General features: G+C 68.1%; 19 protein-coding genes. 6 read left to right on the top strand and 13 right to left on the bottom strand.

Going from position 1 to position 21,282, the window contains the following annotated elements:
• The first annotated feature begins 14 nt into the window (after positions 1 to 14).
• Complete coding sequence (pcp, locus tag ACLARN_RS28315) at positions 15 to 650, top strand: pyroglutamyl-peptidase I (protein ID WP_409494514.1); 636 nt, start codon at positions 15 to 17, stop codon at positions 648 to 650.
• 1 nt (position 651) lies between these two features.
• Here pcp and ACLARN_RS28310 read toward each other — a convergent pair whose 3' ends face one another.
• The 3 genes from ACLARN_RS28310 to ACLARN_RS28300 form a co-directional block, all read right to left on the bottom strand.
• On the bottom strand, positions 652 to 1,659 hold the full coding sequence (locus tag ACLARN_RS28310) for a pyridoxamine 5'-phosphate oxidase family protein (RefSeq protein ID WP_409494513.1): 1,008 nt from the start codon (positions 1,657 to 1,659) through the stop codon (positions 652 to 654).
• A gap of 18 nt (positions 1,660 to 1,677) precedes the next feature.
• Entirely contained in the window at positions 1,678 to 3,444 is a 1,767-nt protein-coding gene (locus ACLARN_RS28305; protein ID WP_409494512.1) for an Hsp70 family protein, read from the bottom strand.
• A 290-nt stretch (positions 3,445 to 3,734) separates the two neighbouring features.
• Positions 3,735 to 6,293: an ATP-dependent Clp protease ATP-binding subunit gene (locus tag ACLARN_RS28300; protein ID WP_076155872.1), complete on the bottom strand. Its 2,559-nt coding sequence runs from the start codon at positions 6,291 to 6,293 to the stop codon at positions 3,735 to 3,737.
• 428 nt (positions 6,294 to 6,721) lie between these two features.
• On the opposite strand from ACLARN_RS28300, the gene ACLARN_RS28295 reads away from it, so the two are divergent.
• Entirely contained in the window at positions 6,722 to 7,489 is a 768-nt protein-coding gene (locus ACLARN_RS28295; RefSeq protein WP_409494511.1) for a (2Fe-2S)-binding protein, read from the top strand.
• Here the strand turns inward: ACLARN_RS28295 and ACLARN_RS28290 are convergent.
• The gene (locus tag ACLARN_RS28290) at positions 7,486 to 8,067 is read right to left on the bottom strand and encodes a TIGR03086 family metal-binding protein (RefSeq protein WP_409494510.1); all 582 of its coding nucleotides are present in this window, start codon (positions 8,065 to 8,067) and stop codon (positions 7,486 to 7,488) included. The genes ACLARN_RS28295 and ACLARN_RS28290 overlap by 4 nt on opposite strands.
• A 66-nt stretch (positions 8,068 to 8,133) precedes the next feature.
• On the opposite strand from ACLARN_RS28290, the gene ACLARN_RS28285 reads away from it, so the two are divergent.
• Positions 8,134 to 8,955: a DUF6597 domain-containing transcriptional factor gene (locus ACLARN_RS28285; protein WP_409494509.1), complete on the top strand. Its 822-nt coding sequence runs from the start codon at positions 8,134 to 8,136 to the stop codon at positions 8,953 to 8,955.
• 30 nt (positions 8,956 to 8,985) lie between these two features.
• On the opposite strand, the gene ACLARN_RS28280 is transcribed toward ACLARN_RS28285, so the two are convergent.
• Together ACLARN_RS28280 and lysS are read right to left on the bottom strand one after the other, a co-directional pair.
• Entirely contained in the window at positions 8,986 to 9,339 is a 354-nt protein-coding gene (locus ACLARN_RS28280) for a histone-like nucleoid-structuring protein Lsr2 (RefSeq protein ID WP_005165380.1), read from the bottom strand.
• 151 nt (positions 9,340 to 9,490) lie between these two features.
• Positions 9,491 to 11,002, bottom strand: a complete 1,512-nt coding sequence (gene lysS, locus ACLARN_RS28275) for a lysine--tRNA ligase (protein ID WP_409494508.1) — start codon at positions 11,000 to 11,002, stop codon at positions 9,491 to 9,493.
• Positions 11,003 to 11,097: 95 nt separating this feature from the next.
• Between lysS and ACLARN_RS28270 the strand changes: the two genes are divergently transcribed.
• Together ACLARN_RS28270 and ACLARN_RS28265 are read left to right on the top strand one after the other, a co-directional pair.
• Complete coding sequence (locus ACLARN_RS28270; protein WP_409494507.1) at positions 11,098 to 11,871, top strand: class I SAM-dependent methyltransferase; 774 nt, start codon at positions 11,098 to 11,100, stop codon at positions 11,869 to 11,871.
• Positions 11,868 to 12,629 (top strand): class I SAM-dependent methyltransferase, encoded by a 762-nt coding sequence (locus tag ACLARN_RS28265; protein ID WP_409494506.1) that lies wholly within the window; start codon positions 11,868 to 11,870, stop codon positions 12,627 to 12,629. The genes ACLARN_RS28270 and ACLARN_RS28265 overlap by 4 nt, the downstream gene beginning before the upstream one ends.
• A gap of 177 nt (positions 12,630 to 12,806) precedes the next feature.
• Here the strand turns inward: ACLARN_RS28265 and ACLARN_RS28260 are convergent, their stop codons facing one another.
• From ACLARN_RS28260 to ACLARN_RS28230, 7 genes are all read right to left on the bottom strand, one after another.
• Positions 12,807 to 13,586 (bottom strand): type III pantothenate kinase, encoded by a 780-nt coding sequence (locus ACLARN_RS28260; RefSeq protein WP_409494505.1) that lies wholly within the window; start codon positions 13,584 to 13,586, stop codon positions 12,807 to 12,809.
• A gap of 4 nt (positions 13,587 to 13,590) precedes the next feature.
• Positions 13,591 to 14,085 carry an aspartate 1-decarboxylase gene (panD, locus tag ACLARN_RS28255; protein WP_409494504.1) on the bottom strand — a complete coding sequence of 165 codons (495 nt, stop codon included), beginning with the start codon at positions 14,083 to 14,085 and terminating at the stop codon, positions 13,591 to 13,593.
• Between the two features lie 12 nt (positions 14,086 to 14,097).
• Positions 14,098 to 15,006, bottom strand: a complete 909-nt coding sequence (panC, locus tag ACLARN_RS28250) for a pantoate--beta-alanine ligase (protein ID WP_409494503.1) — start codon at positions 15,004 to 15,006, stop codon at positions 14,098 to 14,100.
• Positions 15,003 to 15,926, bottom strand: a complete 924-nt coding sequence (locus ACLARN_RS28245) for a Rossmann-like and DUF2520 domain-containing protein (RefSeq protein WP_409494502.1) — start codon at positions 15,924 to 15,926, stop codon at positions 15,003 to 15,005. Before ACLARN_RS28245 ends, panC begins: the two co-directional genes overlap by 4 nt.
• A 147-nt stretch (positions 15,927 to 16,073) precedes the next feature.
• Positions 16,074 to 17,243, bottom strand: a complete 1,170-nt coding sequence (locus ACLARN_RS28240) for a PrsW family intramembrane metalloprotease (protein ID WP_409494501.1) — start codon at positions 17,241 to 17,243, stop codon at positions 16,074 to 16,076.
• Between the two features lie 28 nt (positions 17,244 to 17,271).
• A complete protein-coding gene (locus tag ACLARN_RS28235) occupies positions 17,272 to 19,275 on the bottom strand; it encodes a DUF6779 domain-containing protein (protein ID WP_409494500.1) in 2,004 nt (667 codons plus the stop codon).
• A gap of 69 nt (positions 19,276 to 19,344) precedes the next feature.
• Entirely contained in the window at positions 19,345 to 19,806 is a 462-nt protein-coding gene (locus tag ACLARN_RS28230) for a DUF3180 domain-containing protein (RefSeq protein WP_409494499.1), read from the bottom strand.
• Positions 19,807 to 19,866: 60 nt separating this feature from the next.
• Between ACLARN_RS28230 and ACLARN_RS28225 the strand changes: the two genes are divergently transcribed.
• On the top strand, positions 19,867 to 20,808 hold the full coding sequence (locus ACLARN_RS28225) for a MerR family transcriptional regulator (protein WP_409494498.1): 942 nt from the start codon (positions 19,867 to 19,869) through the stop codon (positions 20,806 to 20,808).
• Positions 20,809 to 21,282 lie beyond the last annotated feature (474 nt).

Here is a 21,282-nt window from a genome sequence, read left to right as displayed (position 1 = left end):
TTAGGGTGAGGGGCATGACGTCAGTGCTCCTCACCGGTTTCGAACCGTTCGGCGGTGAGCGGGTGAACCCGTCGTGGCAGGCGGTTTCCCTGCTCACCGGCCGACGGCACGACGCCGTGGCCGTCGAACTGCCGTGTGTGTTCTCGCGTTCGCTGGTCACCTTGCGCGACGCGATCGACGAGTACCGGCCGGAGCTGGTGATCTGCGTCGGCCAGGCGGGCGGCCGTCCCGGTGTCACCCCGGAACGGGTCGCGATCAACCTGATCGACGCACGTATCCCGGACAACGCTGGCTCGCAGCCGGTCGACGTCCCGGTGATCCCGGGTGGGCCCAACGCGTACTTCACGACACTGCCGGTGAAGGCGTGCGTCGCGGGGATCGAGGCCGCGGGACTCCCGGCGTCGGTCTCGCATACAGCGGGGACGTATGTGTGCAATCAGGTCTTCTACGGGCTGATGCACTTGCTGGACAACGATTTCCCCGGTGTGCGGGGCGGTTTCGTGCACGTTCCCTACACGCCGGAACAGGCCGCGCGGACGACGGCGCCGAGCCTCGCCGTGCATCGGGCGGCGGAAGCGCTGGGGATCATCGTCGACACGGCGCTTTCAGTGACCGAGGATCTTTCGACGCCCGCAGGCACCCTGCACTGACTCAGTACAGGTTCTGCCGGTAGTCCACGGAGATCGCGGCGCGCATCATCCGCTCGCCCGCCGCCTTCCGCAGGAGCTTCGCGGCGATGCCCGTGGTCTCGTTGAGCTTGACGTGGTCGGTCCAGATCGCGGCGGGTTTGGGCAGTACTTCCGGATCGACGTGCCGCTCGGCGTCCCAGAGCCGGGCGTCGCGGACCGCTGTGCTGTGCGCGAGCCGGGCGTGCGTCACCTCGACCAGCAGCACCGCCTTGGGCGTGCGGCCACGTTCGGACATCGGCTCGCGCAGTGCGGGATCCGCGCTGACGCTCGCGGTGCCGGTGAGTTCGAGGACGCGGTCGTCGCCGGGCGCGACGGCCACGATCGCCACGTCAGGCCGTTCGAGGACGTTGTGGAACGTGTCGGTGCGGCGGTTTCCGGGCCGGTCGGCGATCGCGAATGTCGACGGTCCGATCGGCCGGATGACACCGGGCGGGTCGCCCTTGGGGCTGGCGTCCGCCTGACCGTCGCCGTCCCGTGAGGTGATCACCGCCAGCGGCGCGGTGGCGAGGAAGGCGACCGCGGCGGGGCCGAGCCCCTTTTCGGTGGTCTCGGTGGCGCCGTTCCCGGACGGCGTGGCGGGGCCCCAGACGTTCGACCGGATCACCGCCTTGCCGCAGTGCAGGAACGCCTCCTCGACGGCGAGGCCGCCGTCGTCCACCGTTCCGTTGATCCGCAACGTCTCGCGCCAGCCCGGAAGCAGGACCAGCAACGCGGCACCGCTGCCGTTCACGGCGTCCGGCGGCATCGGCAGGCGAAGCCGGGTTGGTGTCTCCGGCACCGCGAAGCCAGGAGCGCCACCGATCACCGTGGCCCTCGGCCCGTCCCCGGCGTAACCGAGCACGGCCACCGGGGCCCGGCCGAGCAGCGCGACGCAGTGGGAGTCGAGCCTGTCGATGGATTTCATCATCACCGGCAGCTGCCTGCTCCCCACGACCCGCTCCAGTTCGGCCAGGTCACAGATGGCTTCCATGGAGTTAGGTTACCCTGATCAGGGCTTCAGCTGGGCGGTGAAGAAGTCGACCATCTCCTGGGTCGTCCGCGCCGTCCCGTCGCGACGGGTCGAAACGAGCATCGCGCTCACTGGCGCGTCTTCGGTCCCGAAGAGCACGATGCCGCTTCGCTTGCCGACGCCCGCCAGGTAACGCCCGCGCAGGCCGTCGGCCGCCCAGGTGCCCTCCACGGGCTTGCCCTTGGTCATCTGGCGCCGGGCGTCGTCCTCCAGGCCGGTCATCGCGACGCCCTGGTAGTAGTTGATGGCGTTCGACGCCTCGTCGTTCTTGAACACGCACGTGACCGCCGACGCCGCCCCCATCGCGGCGGCCGCGTCCGGCGCGTCCCGGCAGTCGTCCCGCTGCGGGATGACGGCGGCGATCCGGCGGAGGCAGTCCGTGAACCCCTGCGCGTCCTTCTGGCCCGACTGGTCGCAGGCCGGTCGCGTTTCCGGTGCCGCTGCGATCGGTTCTTCCTTACCGCCACTGAGCAGGAAGATCGTCGTCACGATCGCCGCGACAGCGAGCCCGATGACGCCGTACGTCATGGGCTTCCGCCAATCCCGGCCCGGCGGGGGCTGCGGCGGCGTCCAGCGCGGAGGTTGCGGGCGCCGAGGCGGCGGTTGCCGCTGGACCGGCGGCTGCTGCCCTCGCACCGGCGGCGCGACAGGCGCGAACGCGGGCACGGTCAGTTGGGAGTCTTCGCCGCCCGCCGGCACGTGGTGCAACCCGAACGCGACCGCCGTCTCCGGCTGGTCCTGCGTCGTCGGCGTGATCCTGAGCTGATTCGCCAGCAGACTCGCCAGCAACGGCATCCGGCTCGGCCCGCCGACGAGGTAGACGCCGCCGAGCTGGGCCGGGGCGAGCCCGGCGCGGCGGATGGTGGTGGCCAGGAGTTCGGCGCTGCGCAGGAAACTCGGCCGGACGAGCGCCTCGAGCTCCATCCGGCTGACCCGCACGTCCCCGAACGGCTCCGGCATCGGGATCTCGGTCTGCTGGTGCCGGGACAGGCTTTCCTTGGCGTCACGGACGTCCTGCAGCAACGATCGGCGCGTCCGGCGGTCGTTGACCGACTGCGGGCGCAGGATCCGTTGCCACCGCGCGGGTTCGGAATGCGAAACCTCGCGGCCGATGTGCACCAGCAGCGCCTGGTCGATGTCGAGACTGCCGAGATCGGGCAAGCCGTCCTCGGCGAGCACGGCGAACCCCTGCGCGCTGACACCGACGACCGCGCAGTCGAAGGTGCCCGCCCCGAGGTCGTACACCGCGATCGGACCGGGCGGCCGGTGGCCGTGGTTGAGGGAGGCGTAATGCGCCGCGGCCGCGACCGGCTCGGGAATGAGCAGCGTGGTGCCGAATCCGGCCTTGATCGCGGCGTCGCGGAGGATCTGCTTGCGGTCCGGCCCCCAGCCCGCGGGATGGGAGATGCGCACCTGCGCGGGCGGGCGATGGAGGAGCAGCTCGGCTTCCTCGCCGACGCGGCGAAGGACGGCGGCGAAGGCGTCTGCGATGGGGAGCGTGACGTCACCGAGCTGGAGCGCGCCCTCGTCGATACGCCGCTTCGGGTTCGCTTCGAACCGGCTCGGATCCAGGCGGGCGCGGCGTTCGGCGTCGCGGCCGACGAAGACGGTGCCGTCCTTGTCGACGTAGATCGCGGACGACATCGTCACCGACCCGTCGATCTCGACGACCTGTGTCCCCCTGCCGTGGATCGAGAGCACCCCGACCGTGCTGGAGGTACCGAAATCGATCGCCAGAACGTCCACCTGACCCCCTCCCGGACCCGATGGCATCGTCTCACGCTCCCTGATCACGCGAGTTCCGCGTCCAATCACGCGAGTTCGCCATCTGATCACGCGAGTTCTCCGTCTGATCACGCGAGTTCGCCATCCACGCACACCGGCCTCTGTGCGGAAGGGCGAACTCGCGTGATTGAACACGTAACTCGCGTGATTGAACGGCGAACTCGCGTGATTGGAAGGCGATCTCGCGGGCGCGAACAAGGAAATGCCCGCCGCGGCCAACCCGCGACGGGCATTTCCGTTACCACCGAGACCTACTCCGCCTCGGCTTCACCGTTCTCTTCGCTCGTGCCGGCGCCGATGCTGACCGGCGGGGCGTCCGGGACCGACGAGGGCCGCGCTTCGCCACGGAAGACGAAGTGCGCCTTGTCGTCCTTCTCGCCCTCTTCGTCGTTCCAGCCTTCGACGTCGACCAGGATGATCTGACCGGCCTGGATCTCGCCGAACAGGATCTTCTCCGACAGCTGGTCCTCGATCTCGCGCTGGATCGTGCGGCGCAGCGGCCGCGCGCCCAGCACCGGGTCGAAGCCGCGCTTGGCGAGCAGCGCCTTGGCCTTGGGCGTGAGCTCGAGCTCCATGTCCTTGGCCTTGAGCTGCTTCTCGACCCGGGCGGCCATCAGATCGACCATCTGGATGATCTGGTCCTTGGTCAGCTGGTGGAAGACGATGATGTCGTCGATCCGGTTCAGGAACTCCGGCCGGAAATGCTTCTTCATCTCCTCGTTGACCTTTTGCTTCATCTTCTCGTAGCGGTTGGCGGTGTCGCCACCCTGCGAGAAGCCGAGCGAGACGGACTTGGAGATGTCCGAGGTACCCAGGTTCGAGGTGAAGATGAGCACGGTGTTCTTGAAGTCGACCGTACGACCCTGGCCGTCGGTGAGACGGCCGTCTTCGAGGACCTGAAGGAGCGTGTTGTAGATCTCCTGGTGGGCCTTCTCGATCTCGTCGAACAGCACCACCGAGAACGGCTTGCGCCGCACCTTCTCGGTCAGCTGGCCGCCCTCTTCGTACCCGACGTAGCCCGGAGGGGCACCGAAGAGCCGCGAAGCGGTGTAGCGGTCGTGGAACTCGCCCATGTCGATCTGGATGAGCGCGTCGTCCTCGCCGAACAGGAACGCCGCGAGTGCCTTGGACAGCTCGGTCTTACCGACACCGGACGGGCCGGCGAAGATGAACGAACCGGAGGGGCGCTTCGGGTCCTTCAGGCCGGCGCGGGTACGGCGGATCGCCTGGGAGACGGCCTTGACCGCGTCCTCCTGGCCGATGATCCGCTTGTGCAGCTCGTCCTCCATGCGGAGCAGACGCGTGGTCTCCTCCTCGGTGAGCTTGAACACCGGGATGCCGGTCCAGTTGGCGAGGACCTCGGCGATCTGCTCCTCGTCGACCTCGGCGACGACGTCGAGGTCGCCGTCCTTCCACTGCTTCTCCCGCTCGCCCTTCTGGCCGAGGAGGGTCTTCTCCTCATCACGGAGGCGTGCGGCGCGCTCGAAGTCCTGCGCGTCTATCGCGGACTCCTTGTCCCTGCGCACGTCGGCGATCTTCTCGTCGAACTCGCGCAGGTCCGGCGGCGCGGTCATCCGGCGGATGCGCATCCGCGCGCCCGCCTCGTCGATCAGGTCGATCGCCTTGTCCGGCAGGAACCGGTCGTTGATGTAGCGGTCCGCCAGGGTGGCCGCCTGCACCAGCGCGCCGTCGGTGATCGAGACACGGTGGTGCGCCTCGTACCGGTCGCGGAGGCCCTTCAGGATCTCGATCGTGTGCTCAAGCGACGGCTCGCCGACCTGGATCGGCTGGAAGCGGCGCTCCAGCGCGGCGTCCTTCTCGATGTACTTGCGGTACTCCTCGAGCGTGGTCGCGCCGATCGTCTGCAACTCACCGCGGGCCAGCATCGGCTTCAGGATCGACGCGGCGTCGATCGCGCCCTCGGCGGCACCCGCGCCGACGAGCGTGTGCAGCTCGTCGATGAACAGGATGATGTCGCCGCGGGTCTTGATCTCCTTGAGCACCTTCTTGAGGCGCTCTTCGAAGTCACCGCGGTACCGGGAACCGGCGACCAGGGAGCCGAGGTCGAGGGTGTAGAGCTGCTTGTCCTTCAGCGTCTCCGGGACCTCGCCCTTGACGATGTTCTGCGCGAGCCCTTCGACGACGGCGGTCTTGCCGACGCCGGGCTCACCGATCAGGACCGGGTTGTTCTTGGTGCGCCGCGACAGCACCTGCATGACCCGCTCGATCTCTTTACCGCGGCCGATGACCGGGTCGAGCTTGCCTTCGCGGGCCTGCACGGTCAGGTTGCGGCCGAACTGGTCGAGCACCAGCGACGACGACGGGGTGCCTTCACCGCGTCCGGAGCCGGTCTCGGTCGACTCCTTGCCACCCTGGTAGCCCGACAGCAGCTGCAGAACCTGCTGACGCACCCGGTTGAGGTCCGCGCCGAGCTTGACGAGCACCTGTGCGGCGACGCCTTCTCCCTCGCGGATCAGCCCGAGCAGGATGTGCTCGGTGCCGATGTAGTTGTGGCCGAGCTGGAGCGCTTCGCGCAGCGACAGCTCAAGCACCTTCTTGGCCCGCGGGGTGAAGGGGATGTGCCCGCTCGGGGCCTGCTGCCCCTGGCCGATGATCTCCTCGACCTGCTGGCGGACGCCCTCCAGCGCGATGCCCAGCGATTCCAGCGCCTTGGCGGCGACACCTTCACCCTCGTGGATCAGACCCAGGAGGATGTGCTCGGTGCCGATGTAGTTGTGGTTGAGCATCCTGGCCTCTTCTTGGGCCAGGACGACCACCCGCCTCGCGCGGTCGGTGAACCTCTCAAACATGTGCACTCCCTCGACTGCTGCGACGGCGGCCCGTTTCCATCGTGCTTTCACCGCGATGGATTCAGCACCGTGAGACCACTCTAGTAGCCAAGCGGTCGCGCTGGCGTACCACTACGGCTGATTGCGGCCCGTTCGCGCCCGGCCCGTTCTCCGGCCGTGCGCTCTTTCATCTTCCGGTTGCCCTGCACCTTTACGTCAAGCCCAACGTGCGAACACGCACTCGGATTCCGCCGGACGTGCCTTGTCCGCTGAGCGCGAACACGGCGGGCGATCAAGGACTGCCCAGTGGATGGACACCCGTCCGGAGTAGTCACGGACCGTATGTAAGGTTAGGCGTACCTAATGATGGGAGGATCGGCGTGCGGCATCAGCGGCCCTCTCACGCACTCGCGGCGCCCGAAGACGGGCTCCGAGCCTCCCTTTCGAGGATGCCAGAAGAAGCCGGGATCCGCGGAGCCGTGCCGGAGGCCGAGGCGGGCTGGGTCCGCTGTGACGACCTGCTCGACGAACCGGACCGTCTCGTGCGATGGCGGGAGCGGCTCGGCGGCTGGCTGGCCGAGCGGTATCCGGCGGCGTCCGCGATTCCCGAGCGAATCCCGGCGAGCTGGATCCTGTCCTGGTACCTGCACGTCCCGGCGTTCGCCGGCGCGACGCTGCTGCACCACGCACGCCGCGTCCCGTCGCTGGCGCCGTCCGCGCTGGCCTTCCGGATCGGCGCCGACCGGCCACACCCCGACTCGGTCGCCGTCCTCGACCCAGGCCTCCGCGGGTTCCACTGCCTGCCGACCGACCCGGGTTCGGCGCATCCGGGAGCCGTCGTCGTCCAGGACGAGCGGACGCTGGCGGCGATCCTCCGCGGTCGCTTCATCGCGCACGCGAACCGGTTCATCGACGTCTACGGGCCGCTGACGCGGCTCGGGCGGCGGCAACTGTGGGCGGCCGCCACGGACTCGCTCGACAACGCGCTGTGGTCGGCGGGACAGCTCGGCGGGACCCCGGACGCAGAGGGCGCCGGGGTCGCCGACGCCGCACTGGTCCTCGAATCGCGATTCCCTCCGCTGACATCGGCGTCGAAGCTGCGACTGGCCACGGGAGCCGACGGACGCCGCGAGTGGACGAGAAACCGCGAAAGCTGCTGTTACTCCTATCTGTTACCCGCGGAATCGGAATGCGGCGGCTGTCCGCGAATCCGTTAAGGAGTCCAGCCGGGATTCCGTCCAGTGGCACCCAAGGCGCGTTCGAGGGTGGTCGCGCCTTCCGCGACAACGACTTCTTCGCCGTACACCTTCATCGCCCGCGCCTGCTCTCCGATCTCCAGCGCGATGGCGTGGACGGCATCGGCGACTTCAGGGAGCACGGCGAAGTCCGCGCCGGTCGCCTTGGCGAGGTCCCAGCCGTGGAAGACGAACTCGTCCAGGACCATGTACCCCGCCATCGACGCGGGCATCTGATTGCCGCCGAAGGTGGTCTGCCCCTCCCACGCCGCGGGCGTGCCGAAGACCTCGACGAGCCGCGCTGTCTGCTTCTCCAGCGCGTCGAGCCAGTCGTCTCCGACGAGCCCCGCCTCCGCCTCGCCCGTAACCAACTCGGGCGGCGACGCCTTGCGTCCGGCGGCTTCGAGCCAGGGACCCCAGTAGAGAAGGTGGTTCAGCAACGCACGGACGTCGTACTCGGCGCACGGGGTGCGGGCGGTGAACTCGGGCTCGCCGATCCCGCGCAGGATTCCGGCGAATTCCGCGGCGGCGGGGGCGATCAGGGCAGCGTATTCGGGCATACGGGCATCAGTTCACGGGAAGGGTCGCGCTGTCTTGAAGAAACGCGACACGGTTAGGTTGAGCGGGTGAGCGGGCACCGGATCCCGGCGGGGATCGTCAACGCGCGAGGGGCGAACGCGGCGTTCAGCCTCGTCCGGCACCCGCCGACGCCGGAACTGCGGCCGTTCGTCGACCATCACTGGGTTCTGCGCTGGGATCTGGACGGCCGTCCGCCCCACGAACAGGTGGTCCTGCCCAATCTCGCGGTGAACGTCACGTTCTTCAGCGACGCGGCAGGGGCATCCGGACCGGGAAAACGGCCTTTTCGCTATGTCGTAGCGGGTACGGACCATGGTATCGGCGTGCGATTCCGGCCAGGGGCTTTCCGGGCATTCCTCACCGGTCCGGTCACGATGATCTCCGGCCGTTCCGTTCCGCTCACCGATCTCTTCACCGGCGCCGTACCAGTGACGGAATCGGTACGCAATGCGACGAACGACTTCGAAATGGTCCGCCAGTGCGAGGAACTACTCCTCACGAAACACCCGGTGCTCACCGCGGCGGCCAGGACGGCCATCGAAGCGGTGGAAACAATCGCGGCCGAACCGGCCATTACCAGAGTCGGCGAGCTGTCAAGCCGAACGGGCTTGTCTCACCGAAGTCTGCAACGCTTGTTCGCCGAACATGTCGGCACCGCCCCCAAATGGGCGATTCAGGTATACCGGTTGAACGAAGCGGCGGCACGGATCGCGGCCGAGGGACGGCCCGACTACGCGGAACTAGCGACGGTGCTGGGCTATAGCGACCAAGCACACTTCATCCGGGATTTCCGCTCCGTGACCGGATGGGCGCCCACGGAGTACGCCCGCTTGAACCGTGTACAAGAACAAGAAAGCCGCCGGGAATAAGTTCCCGGCGGCTCGAGGGTCGAAAGACCTTCAGTTCTTCTTGTGGTAGGCCTCCACGACCTCGGACGGGATACGTCCACGGTCGGAAACCTGGAAGCCGTTCTTGCGGGCCCAGGCGCGAATGGCCTGGTTCTGCTCGCGGTCGACGGTCGCGGGGCGGGCGGCGGCCTTCACGCCGGCGACCGGACGAATGGCGGTGCGCTTACGGCCACCCGCGCGGCGAGCGTGCTCCACATACTGGGCCAGCGCGTCACGAAGCTCTTCCGCGTTTTCCGCGGAAAGGTCGATCTGGTAGCTCACACCGTCCAAACCGAACTCGACGGTCTCTTCCGCCTCTGTGCCGTCGAGGTCGTCAACGAGCGAGACGAGCACCTTCTGTGCCATCTGTTTCCTCCTGCTGGGGGCTTACACGAATGATCTGGTACGGGGCATGCCCCGGACAGAAGACTTTGTCTAGCGACATTAATACCCGCTACCGAGACATAACGCAAATCTTGTTTACGAGAACGATCGAGGTATCTGTCACGCGGACGGGTTATTCAGGCCGTACGAGCGGGAACAGGATGGTCTCCCGGATACCAAGGCCGGTCAGCGCCATCAGCAACCGGTCGATCCCCATTCCGACACCACCGCTCGGCGGCATTCCGTACTCCAGCGCACGGAGGAAATCCTCATCCAGGTTCATGGCCTCACTATCGCCCTGCGCACCCAGGCGAGCCTGTTCCACCAGACGCTGGCGTTCTACCACGGGATCGACCAGCTCCGAGTATCCGGTGGCGAGTTCGAATCCGCGTACGTACAGATCCCACTTCTCCGCAACCCCCGGCTTGCTGCGATGTTGCCTGGTCAGCGGGGATGTCTCGACCGGAAAATCACGGACAAAAGTAGGTTCGTGAAGATGATCGCCGACGAGGTGTTCCCAAAGTTCTTCGATGAGTTTGCCGTGCCCTAACTTTGGGTCGAGCTCCAGCTCTCGCCCTTCGGCATAGGAACGCAGCTTGTCCACCGATGTCTCGGGAGTGATCTCTTCCGACAACGCCTCGGACAACGACTCGTACATTCCGAGGGTGGTCCACTCGCCGGACAGGTCGTACTCCGAACCGTCGACGAGAGTGACCACCTGAGTGCCGAGAACGTTCTGCGCCGCCTCCTGGATGAGCTGGCGCGTCATCACCGCATTGGAGTCATAGGTCGCATACGCTTCGTAGTACTCGAGCATGGCGAACTCGGGCGAGTGCGACGAGTCGCTGCCCTCGTTCCGGAAGTTCCGGTTGATCTCGAAGACCTTCTCGATACCGCCGACCACGCAACGCTTGAGGTACAGCTCCGGCGCGATCCTCAAGTAGAGGTCGAGGTCGAAGGCATTCGAATGCGTGACGAATGGCCGTGCCGCCGCGCCTCCGTGCAACGTCTGGAGCATCGGGGTCTCGACCTCGAGGAATCCCCGGCCGTGAAACGAGTCACGCAGGGAACGCAGCACACCAGCGCGGGTACGGACCACGTCCCGGGCCTTGGGACGCACGATCAGATCGACATAACGCTGCCGGATCCGCGTTTCCTCGGCCAGCTCTTTGTGCGCCACGGGCAACGGGCGCAATGCTTTCGACGTGATCCGCCACGAGTCGGCCATCACGGAAAGTTCGCCGCGCTTGGAGGTGATGACCTCGCCATCGACGAATACGTGATCGCCGAGATCGACATCGGACTTCCACGCCGCGAGCGCGTCTTCGCCGACCTTGGCCAGGCTGATCATCGCCTGCAACTCGGTGCCGTCGCCTTCACGGAGACTCGCGAAACACAGTTTGCCGGTATTGCGCAGGAACATGACCCGGCCGGTGATGCCGACGGTCTCGCCGGTGGCCGTGTCGACCGGAAGGCCGGAATGCTTCGCCCGTACTTCGGCCAGTGAGTGCGTCCGGGGCACCTCGACCGGATACGGATCGATACCCTCCGCGATTATCCGGTCGCGCTTGTCCCGGCGCACCCGCATCTGTTCCGGCAGGTCTTCGTCGGGGCTCACGCCCTCGGATGCGGGGATTTCAGTCATGCGCACAGCGTACGAACCCGTCGCTTCCCTACGCCAACCGGATTACCTTTTCCGGGTCCGGCCAAGCCGGTTTTCTCTCCATTAACCTGGCTCGCGTGAACTCATCCACTCCTGGCATCGAAGCCGAACTGCACGCACGACGCGCCGCCTCGTTCGGCTCGAAGGCCGCCGCCTATGCCGCACATCGGCCGGACTATCCGGAAAAGGCACTGGCCTGGGGGCTGGCGGGCGCGAGTAGCAGCCCGAAGCAGGTCCTCGACCTTGGCGCGGGAACCGGCAAGCTCACCGGAGGGCTACTCGCCCTCGGCCTCGCGGTCACCGCGGTCGAACCGGACGCGAAGATGCTCGAAGAGCTCACCAAGGCATTCCCGGCGGCGACCCCGCTCATCGGGACGGCCGAGAAGATCCCGCTACCCGACGAATCCGTGGACGCGGTGGTCGTGGGCCAGGCCTTCCACTGGTTCGCCCTCGACCGGGCGTATCCGGAGATGGCCAGGGTGCTGAAACCGGGCGGAATCGTTGCCGCGCTGTGGAACCACGACGACGAGTCCACCGGCTGGCTGGCGGAATTCAACGCGCTGATCAAGACCTCGGCGAGCAGGCGCTGGCTGAGTGACTACGAATCGCTGCCGGAACACGAGGCCTTCGAGCCGTTCGAGAGGAAGACTTTCGGTCACAAACAACCCAGGACGGCGGAAACCCTGGTGGAGACTCTCGCCACCCATTCGCACATGGTGGTGGTTCCGGCGGAGGAACGCGAAGCCAAGCTTCGCACGGCACGGGAATTCCTCGAACGGAACCCGGAAACCGCCTCGGGGGAATTCGACCTGCCGCTCACCACCATCGTCTTCCGGGCGCGTAAACGATGACCGACTGGAAGGCCACCTTCACCGCGACCTTCGGCACGCCCGCGTCCGCGGTGTCGGCGGAGATCTGGGCCGAGGTATACGGCGACGACTACCCCGCCGAACTCGACACCTACAGTTTCGTGACCCGGACCGACCTGCACCGCATCGCCGCCGAAGCGCGGCTGCAGCCGGGCGGACGGCTGGCCGACATCGGCTGCGGACGCGGCGGGCCGGGGCTGTGGGTCGCCGCACGCACCTACGCGACGCTCACCGGCGTCGACATCGCGGAGACGGCGCTGGGTTCGGCACGGCGTCGCGCGGAGGCGATGGACGTCGAGGCGACCGATTTCCAGGTCGGCAGTTTCTCGGACACCGGTCTGGAGGACGCGTCGTTCGAGGCGGTGATGAGCGTCGACGCGCTGCTGTTCGCCCCCGACAAGCAACGCGCCTGCGCGGAGTTCGCGCGGATCCTCGTTCCCGGCGGCCGGTTGCTCGTCACGACCTGGGACTTCGACGGGCAACCTCAGAACCGGCCGCCGCAGGTGCCCGACCACCGGCCGCTGCTGGAATCGGCCGGATTCGACGTCCTCTCCTACGAGGAGACGCCGGACTGGCGGTCGCGGCAGCGGCGGACCATGGAGTTGTCGCTTTCGCGAGTGGAAGACCTGGCCGCGGAGTCGGGCGAGGATCCGTCAAAGCTGCGGGCGAGCCTCGAGCAGACCCTGCGGAACCAGGACCTGATGACCCGGCGGGTCCTGATGATCGCCTCGCGCCGCTGACCGACCCCGAAACTCACGTGCTCAGACGGCGAACTCGCGTGATCAGATGGAGATCACGCGTGATCAGGCGGAGAACACGCGAGTTCTCCGCCTGATCACGTGAGTTCGCCGCCCAAGCACGCGTGATCGCCGTCCAATCACGTGAGATCGCCGGAGAGGCACGCCGCAAGTAGTCCTCTAGTTGCGGTGGTGGCGTTCGTAGACGAGGCGCAGGCCCAGGAGGGTCAGGTCCGGGACGTGTTCGGTGATCGTCTCCGATTCCTCCAGCACCAGCGGCGCCAGGCCACCGGTCGCGATCACCGCGATCGGATCCGCCCCGCCCGGCGCAAGCTCGCGCTTGATCCGCTTCACCAGGCCGTCGACCTGGCCGGCGAAGCCGTAGAGGATGCCGGATTGCAGGCATTCCACGGTGTTCTTCCCGATCACCGACCGCGGCGGCACCAGTTCCACCTTGCGCAGCGCCGCGGCGCGGGCGGCCAGCGCGTCGACCGAGATCTCGATGCCGGGCGCGAACGCGCCGCCGAGGAACTCGCCTTTGGCGGAGATGGCGTCCACATTGGTCGAAGTCCCGAAATCCACCACCACACAGGCGGTCCTCGGGTGCAGATGGTGCGCGGCCAGGGTGTTCACCAGCCTGTCCGCGCCCACCTCCTTGGGGTTGTCGACCAGGAGCGGCACCCCCGTGCGCACCCCGGGCTCGATGACGATCTTCGGCAACCCGTCGTAGTACCGCGAAAGCATGACCCGCAGTTCCCGCAGCACGGCGGGAACCGTGGACAGCGCGCTGATCCCGGTCACCGCGTCCGCGTGCGCGCCGAGGAGCCCGCGCATGGTGAGCGCGAGCTCGTCGGCGGTGATCCGCGCGTCGGTGCGCATGCGCCAGTCACCGACGAGTGCCGGTCCCTTATAGAGACCGAGCACGATGTTGGTGTTGCCGACGTCGACCGTGAGCAGCAAGGACTCAGCTCTCGGCGTGCAGCAGCGCGTCGAGACGGCGGGCGTCGGCGGTTTCGGCGACCGGGAAGGTCATCGTGTCGTCGTCGGCCAGCGTCACGGTGCCGCTGAGCAGTCCGGATCCCTCCGGCGCGTGCCCGGGGTTGGCGCCCTTCTCGACGATCCGGTTGTCCTCGTCGACGAAGATGACCCGCGGCCGGAACGCGGCCGCCTCGGCGTTCTCCATCTGCGCGTACGAAATCAGGATCACCAGATCCCCGGGGTGCACCAGATGCGCCGCGGCGCCGTTGATGCCGAGCACCCCACTGCCGCGTTCGCCCGCGATCACGTAGGTCTCGAGCCGCGCACCGTTGGTGACGTCCACAATGGACACCTGTTCGCCCGGCAGCAGATCCGCCGCGTCCATCAGGTCTTCGTCGACGGTCACCGATCCGACGTAGTGGAGATCGGCCTGGGTGACCGTCGCCCGATGGATCTTCGATTTCAGCATGGTTCGGTACATCGTGGACTCTCCCTATTCCCCTGCGTCCAGCGCGTGTTCCGGATGGTCCGCGGCGGCGCCGAGCACCACGCCGACGTTGTCGATCAGCCGGGTACTCCCCACCCTGGCCGCGATCAGCAACCGCGCTTCACCGTCGACGGGCGCGGGCCCGAGGTCGGTTCCCCTCAACTCCAGATAATCGATCTCGACCGCGGGTCGCGCGGCGAGGGTCTGCCTGGCGGTCGCCAGCACGGCGTCCGCGCCGTCGCGCCCGACGAAGGCACCCGCGGTGAGTGCCGCCGACAACACGATCGCGTCCTCGCGCTGTTCAGGAGTCAGGTAGACGTTGCGCGAGGACAACGCCAGCCCGTCACGTTCCCTGACCGTCGGCACCCCGATGACCCGGGTGTCGAAGTTCAGGTCCCGCACCATTTTCTTGATCAGCACCAGCTGCTGGTAGTCCTTCTCCCCGAAGAAGGCGTAGTCCGGCCGCACGATGTTGAACAGTTTCGCCACCACGGTCAGCACGCCGGCGAAATGCCCCGGCCGCACCACCCCTTCGAGCTCGTCACCGAGCGCGCCCGGGTGCACCGTGACGGTGGCGCCTTCCGGGTACAGATCCGACGCCTTGGGCAGGAAGCCCAGTTCGACGCCGTCCTCCTTCAGCACCTCGAGATCCTTGTCCAGCGGACGCGGGTACGCCTCGAAGTCCTCGCCTTCCCCGAATTGCAGGGGGTTCACGAAGATCGACGTCGCGACGACGGTGTTCGGCAGCCGCTTCGCCCGGCGGATCAGCTCACGGTGCCCCGCGTGCAGGGCGCCCATGGTGGGCACCAGCGCGACCTTGCGGCCGACCCCGTGCAGGGCACGCGTCACCTGGCTCACCTGCTCCGGCGGCTGGAAGGTGTGCAGCGTGCCTCGGGCGAATTTGGGTGTGGTCACTGGTTTTGCTGCCCTTCGGCGGGATCTGCGGGATCTGCGGGTTCACTGAGGAGTTCGGCGAGCTCGGCGGCGGCCGAGGCGTCCAAGAGCCCGGCGGCGTCGCCGCGCGCCAGCGTGCGCTTGGCCAGCGCGCGATAGCTCGGGGCGATGTCGGGGCCACGTTCGGCCAGCACCGCGAGATGCTTACGCACGGTGCCGAGATCACCACGGGCCACCGGCCCGGTCAGCGCCCGGTCCCCGTGTCGCAGAACATTATCCAACGCCGCCGACAACAACGGAGCCACCAGGCGTTCGGGCTGGGCGATTCCCGCTTCCCGCAACAGTTCCGCGCAGTCGGCGACCAGTGTCATCAGGTGGTTCGCGCCATGCGCCAACGCCGCGTGATAGAGCGCTCGCGCTTCGTCAGGGACCCGGACGGGCTCCGCGCCCATCTCCACGGTCAGCGCCTCGCCGACGTTCCACGCCGCTTCGTCACCCTCTGTGGCAGTGACGCCGACGCTGCACGTGGCCAGCCTGTCGAGGTCTTCCTCGCGGCCGGTGAAGGTCATCACGGGGTGCAGGGCCAGCGGTAGCGCCCCGGCCTCGGCGGCGGGCGTGAGGACGTCGATGCCGTGCGACCCGGAGGTGTGCACCACGATCTGCCCCGGCCTCAGTGATCCTGTCGCGACGAGGCCGCGCACCATCCCGGCGAGCGCGTCGTCGGGCAGCGCCAGCAGGACGAGATCGGCGCGGCGGGCGACCTCGTCGGGCGGCAGGAGGGGAACGTCGGGGAGCAGGAGCTCCGCCCGGCGTACCGAAGCGTTGGAAAGGCCTGAAGCCCCTACGACGGTGTGACCGGCCCTCGCCAATGCGGCGCCGACGACACTGCCGACCCGGCCCGCGGAGACGACTCCCACGGCCAGTCGAGCGGGCCTCATCATGGCGTACGCCAGTGGACGCTCATGGTCGAAAACTCCTCAACTCGTTCCAGTCCCGCTCTGCGGTGGCGGGTACCGGACGACGGCGCGAGGGTAACCCTCCGGCCCACGTCCGAACCGACCCTCGTGACCAGCTTCACCTGATACGGGTCACCCGCGCGGAGCACCGTCCGCCAGCCTCACCGCATCGGCCCGCGACGTCTTGAGCACTCGCAGCAGTTCGCGCTGCCGCTGTTTACCCTCGTCGGTGAGCTTGGGGGCACGCCGCAGGAACGCGAGCTCGGTCACGCTGGCCTGGTAGCGGCCGACGGCCTTCGCCGCGTCGCGGCCCGACTGTTTCCGTGCCTGTTTCCGCCACGATCGCCGTCCGGACAGGCTGGCCAGCAGCGGCACCTCGGACGGGGCGATCCAGCGTGCGTCGACCATCATCGGCAGCGCGGCCGCGACGATCCGCTGCTCGCGGCGCCGCTGCATGACCACCACCGAGAACACCCCGATGAACAGCGGCACCATGATCAGGAAGTAGACGTTCAGGAAGGTCTTGGCGCCACCGAGCAGCGCGGCGCCGTTCCACAGCGCGTGCAGCAGCACGGCGACGACGTAGCCGCCGATCGGCGCCAGGATCCTCAGCGCGCGGACCTTGCTGCTCGCGGCGACGCCGAGCCCGATCCCGGTCATCACGGCGAACAACGGATGCGTGAACGGCGAGAGCACACCGCGAAGGAAGAACGCGGCGAGGACACCGGCGCTCGTGCCGTCGCCGAACCCGTTCTCGGCGAACGCGCGGCCGAAGTAGTAGATGTTCTCGGTGAACGCGAACCCGGCCGCGGTGAACCCGGCGTAGACGATGCCGTCCACGACGCCGTCGAACTCGATCGGACGGCGCCACCACAGCAACAGGATGAAGGCGGCCTTCGCGGCTTCTTCGACCAGCGGCGCGGAGATCAGGCCGCTGATCTTGCCGCCGCTGCCACTGCCGAGCAGCAGGTCACCGACGGCCTCGGCGCCGCTGTTGAGCAGCAGCGCGATGATCGTCGCGACGCACGCGCCCCAGACGAACGACAGCAGCAGGAGCTTCGGCGGTTCCGGTTCCCAGCGGTCGACCCACAGGAACGCGGTGACCACCACGCCGACCGGCACGAGTGCCGCGAGCACGCCGATCGTCACCGCGGGCAGGCCGACCTTCTCGGTCACCGTGCCGAAGACGAACAGCCCGCACAGCGCGACGGCGATCAGCCCGAGCACCGGCAGCAGCACGGTGATCGACCGGGACCGGCGGGCCCGGTCGAGGCCGGGCTCCGGGGAGGAAGGCTCGCTCACAGCGGGTCACCCTACCGTCGGTATGCGCTCAGTCCTCCGCACGCCGCCTGCGCCGCGGAGTGGACTCGTTCGCGCCGTTGGCGGCGAGCAGGTCCATCACCGAACGGCCGGAAGCGTGGGAGCCGGCGTCAGGGGTCTCCGGACGGCTGTGCGACGACCCGTTGCGGGACGGCGCCTCGTCCTCCGGCTTCGCCCGCCCGCCACCGTGACGGCCGCCCGAGGACTCGGTGCTCTGCCAGGCCGGGGGCTCGCCGTCCGGACGGCGGCGACGGCCACCACCGGTGGGCTCCGGGACTGGGGGAACGGGGGTGAGCGAGACCGAGGAGTCGTCCGACGCCCGGCGACGGCGTCCGCCGGACCGGTTCTGCGTCACGCGGAGTTCCTCGGGCAGCGTCGGGTTGACCGCGGGTGGCTCTTCGACGCCGCCGCTGTGCCGCGACGGCGTCTCGGCGGCCGGACGGCGCACCGGTTCGGGCTCCGGCGGCCGCACGGGCTCGGCCACGACCGGGATCGACAGCGGGGTCGGGGGCTCCGGGTCGCGACGAGGCGGCGGACCGGCGGGCTGGGGACGCTGCTGCGGACTGGAGGACTGGGGCTTCGAGGGCGGCGTGGGGCGCAGCCGGTCCTGGAAGTCGTCCTTCCTGGGGAACGCGGCACTCAGATCGGAGACCGGGCGCTCCTGCGTCCACGACGGCTTCCACTCGCCGGTGGCCTCCATCGGCTCCGGGGTGGGCTTGTTCGCGGGCGGCGGCGTGCCACCGGCCGGACGAGGCCGGTCGACCGGCTTCATCCCGGGCCGGGTCAGGCCGAGCTCACGGTTCGGCCGGGGACGGTCCGGCTCGACCTTCTTCACCGGCTTCGCCTGCGCGGCGGGCTTCACCGGCGGCGCCTGCTTGCGGGTCTGCTCCTCCGGCCGCGGGGCGGGAGGACGCTGCACGGTGCCGGCGTCGAGACGCTGCTGCAACGAAGGCTGCTGCGGACGGCGCTGGGGTTCCTGACGCTGGGATTCTTGGCGCTGAGGTTCTTGGCGCTGGGGCTCCGGACGCTGGGGTTCTAGACGTTCGGGCTGCCTGACCTCGGGGCGCGAGACACCGGGCATGGACGGGCGGGACACCTCGGCCGGAGTCACCGGCGGCGGCGTCTTGCGCTTGGCGTCGACCTTCGGCATCGGCCGGGAGATCTCTGCGGGCGACATGCTGGGGTTCGACATCTCGAGCCGCTCACGACGAGCGGCTTCGGCGGCGAGCGCCTCGGCCGCCTTCGACGCGCGGGCGTCGGCCTTGCGCATGCTGCGGCGAGTCGACTCGTCGACCGGCTTCGGCCGCGGCACCTGATTGTTCTGGCCGTAACCGTTGGTGCCGTTGACCTGACCGTTCGTCGGCTTGCGACGCGCGGCGGGCGGGGCACCGTTCCGCGCGGACGCGGGTTCGAGGACGCGGTCGATCAGCTCGGTCGGGCGTTCCCGGCCGTGGTCGCGTTCGTCGACGTCGATCGTGGTGCTCTTGGCCGCCATCAGCTGGGGTTTGCCGTTGCCGTTCTCGGACCCCGCGCTCATCAGCTGCTTGTTGTCGAGGGATCGCATCCGGGTGGCCTGCGCGGTGAGCGCGACGCGTTCGAGGAGAACCTCGCCGCCGCCGAAGAGCGATTGGAGGCTCTCACGCAGAGCGGTCACCTCGGCTCTGAGCGCTTCGAGTTCGTCCTGGGAGCGGGTCTCGGCGGCCTGCCGGGTCTCCGCTTCCATCTCCAGCTCGAACTCGCGGCGGGCGGCGATCTCGCGTTCCAGCTCCAGCTCGTAGACGGCCTGCGCCTCGGCGACGGCGTCCTCGCTCTGTGACACGTGCTTGCGGTAGCGGACCGCCAGGAACGCGCCGATCAAAGCGGCCCACAGCGCCGCGACGATCCCCAGCCGCAAGTAGCGGAGGTCGTCGGAAAGCACCAATGCGAGAGTCGCGCCGACGGCGAGAACCAAGCCGACGACAAGCCACGGCCTACCCGCAAGGCGGCCGCGCGAGTCGTCACCCACCCCGGTCATGCCCAACACCGTACCTTCTAGTAATCCGAACGAGACCTAGTCGGTACTTCGAGCGGTGGCTCTCAAGCGTTAACCGGTCGGCTCGGGATCGCGCTCCCGATCGCCGCCTTCGGGGGTCCGGCAGCAGTGTTCGAGCCACAAAGCCGCAGCTACCAGCGCCACCGCGCTGACGATCCCGACCATCGCCGAGCGGAGGTCACCGCTCGCCGCGAGGAGTTCGTCACGTCGCGGAAAAAGATACGCGAAAGCCGCCAGCCAGACCCCCGTCATGACGGATCCGGCCAGTGACGAGGCCTTCGCGAGGGCCACCGATCGGGCGATGGAGATCGCGGCGAGGACCCGGCCCTCCTTGATCCGCGACCGGACGATGAAGGCGAGCACGGTCTCGCAGAGCGCGAGGACGAGCAGCGTGATTCCGGCGAAGAGCGGAAGCGCGGGGATGGATCCGTACGCGACCTGGAAGAGCAGATAGGCCAGGACCAAACCCAGGAGGCCGGCCACCGCCAGCTCGCGTGGCCGGGTGAAGTGCATGGTCCAACGCTACCTGTCAGGCTTGACTCTCCACCAACTGGAGAGTCGAACATGAAGCAGATGCGCACCGCAGCGGTTTTCACCATCGGGGAGCTGGCCAAACGGACCGGCCTGCCGGTGAAGACCATCCGCTTTTACTCCGACGAAGGCCTCCTGCCGCCGACCGACCGCACCGACTCCGGTTACCGCCTCTACGACGCCACCGCGATGGCGCGCCTGGAGCTGGTCCGGACGCTGCGGGAGCTCGGGCTGGGTCTCGCGGACGTGGAGCGGGCGCTGACCAGGGAAGCGACCATCGGGGACCTCGCGGTCCAGCACGTCGCGGCCCTGGACGAGCAGATCCGGCGGCTTGAGCTGCGCCGGGCGGTTTTGCGCGCGGTGGCCAAACGGGACTCACCACTGGAGGAGGTCGAACTGATGAACAAACTCGCGTCGATGTCGGACGAAGACCGCAAACGTTTGCTCGACGAGTTCTGGGCGGACATGGTCGAAGGGCTCGAACTGGATCCGCAGTTCTACGAGCGGATGCGCTCGGCGAAACCGGAACTGCCCGACGACCCGACGCCCGAGCAGCTGGAGGCGTGGATCGAGTTCGCCGAACTCGTCCAGGACGACGAGTTCCGCGCGTCCATCCGCCGGATGAGCGAGTGGCACTCGAAACTCCGGAAAGAAGACGGGGCCGACTTCGGCGAGCAACAGCAACAGCTGTGGATGGCTTGGAGTGAGAAGGCGTCGGAGGCACTCGAAGCCGGCTTCGCGCCGGACTCGCCTACGGGCCGGGAACTGGCCGAGACGATCTTCTCGGAGTCTTCGCGAAACGGGCGGGACGCCAACGACCCGGACTGGCGGAAGAAGCTGGCCGACGGGATGGCGATCAGTATGGATCCGCGGGCGGAGCGGTACTGGCTCCTGCTGGGGAAGATGAACGGCTGGCCGTCGTTCCCCTCGCAGATGCCGCAGGCCGAGTGGATCGTCGCCGCCCTGCGCGCCGCGCTGGGGTAGGAAGGGACCTTTGCTATCGCCCCTTGCCCTCCCGCCGCAATTAGTCCCCTAGTTGCGATGGTTCGTGACGCGAACTACCGCAACTAGGGGACGAATTGCGGGGGTCGGGCGGGGGCTCACGAGGGTGTCGCGTCGGGTTTGTCGTGAGTGGTCGTGAGTGGTCGTGAGTGTTTGTCGTGAGTGGCGATCCGCGTGCGTCGCTTATGCCGATGTCCCCAATGCCACATTGGTGACACTCAGCGTCTCCAATGCCTCATTGGGGACATTGGCCGACCGACGGCGCCACGCTGGGGTAGCAAGGGACCTTTGCTATCGCCCCTTGCCCCCCGCCGCAATTCGTCCTCTAGCCTCGATCTTGCATGGGTTTCTGTGAGTTCGTCGGGATTGCTGCTGCGGCTGGGTTTTGGTCGGAAATCGTGCTGTGGGCAGGGTTGTGGGCCGACTGTCGTGTCGGTGGGCGGGTTCCGAGGGTCC

The organism is Amycolatopsis sp. cmx-11-12, from assembly GCF_046269425.1.
In the GTDB taxonomy this organism is placed as follows: domain Bacteria; phylum Actinomycetota; class Actinomycetes; order Mycobacteriales; family Pseudonocardiaceae; genus Amycolatopsis.
This window is presented reverse-complemented; position numbering and strand designations above follow the sequence as displayed.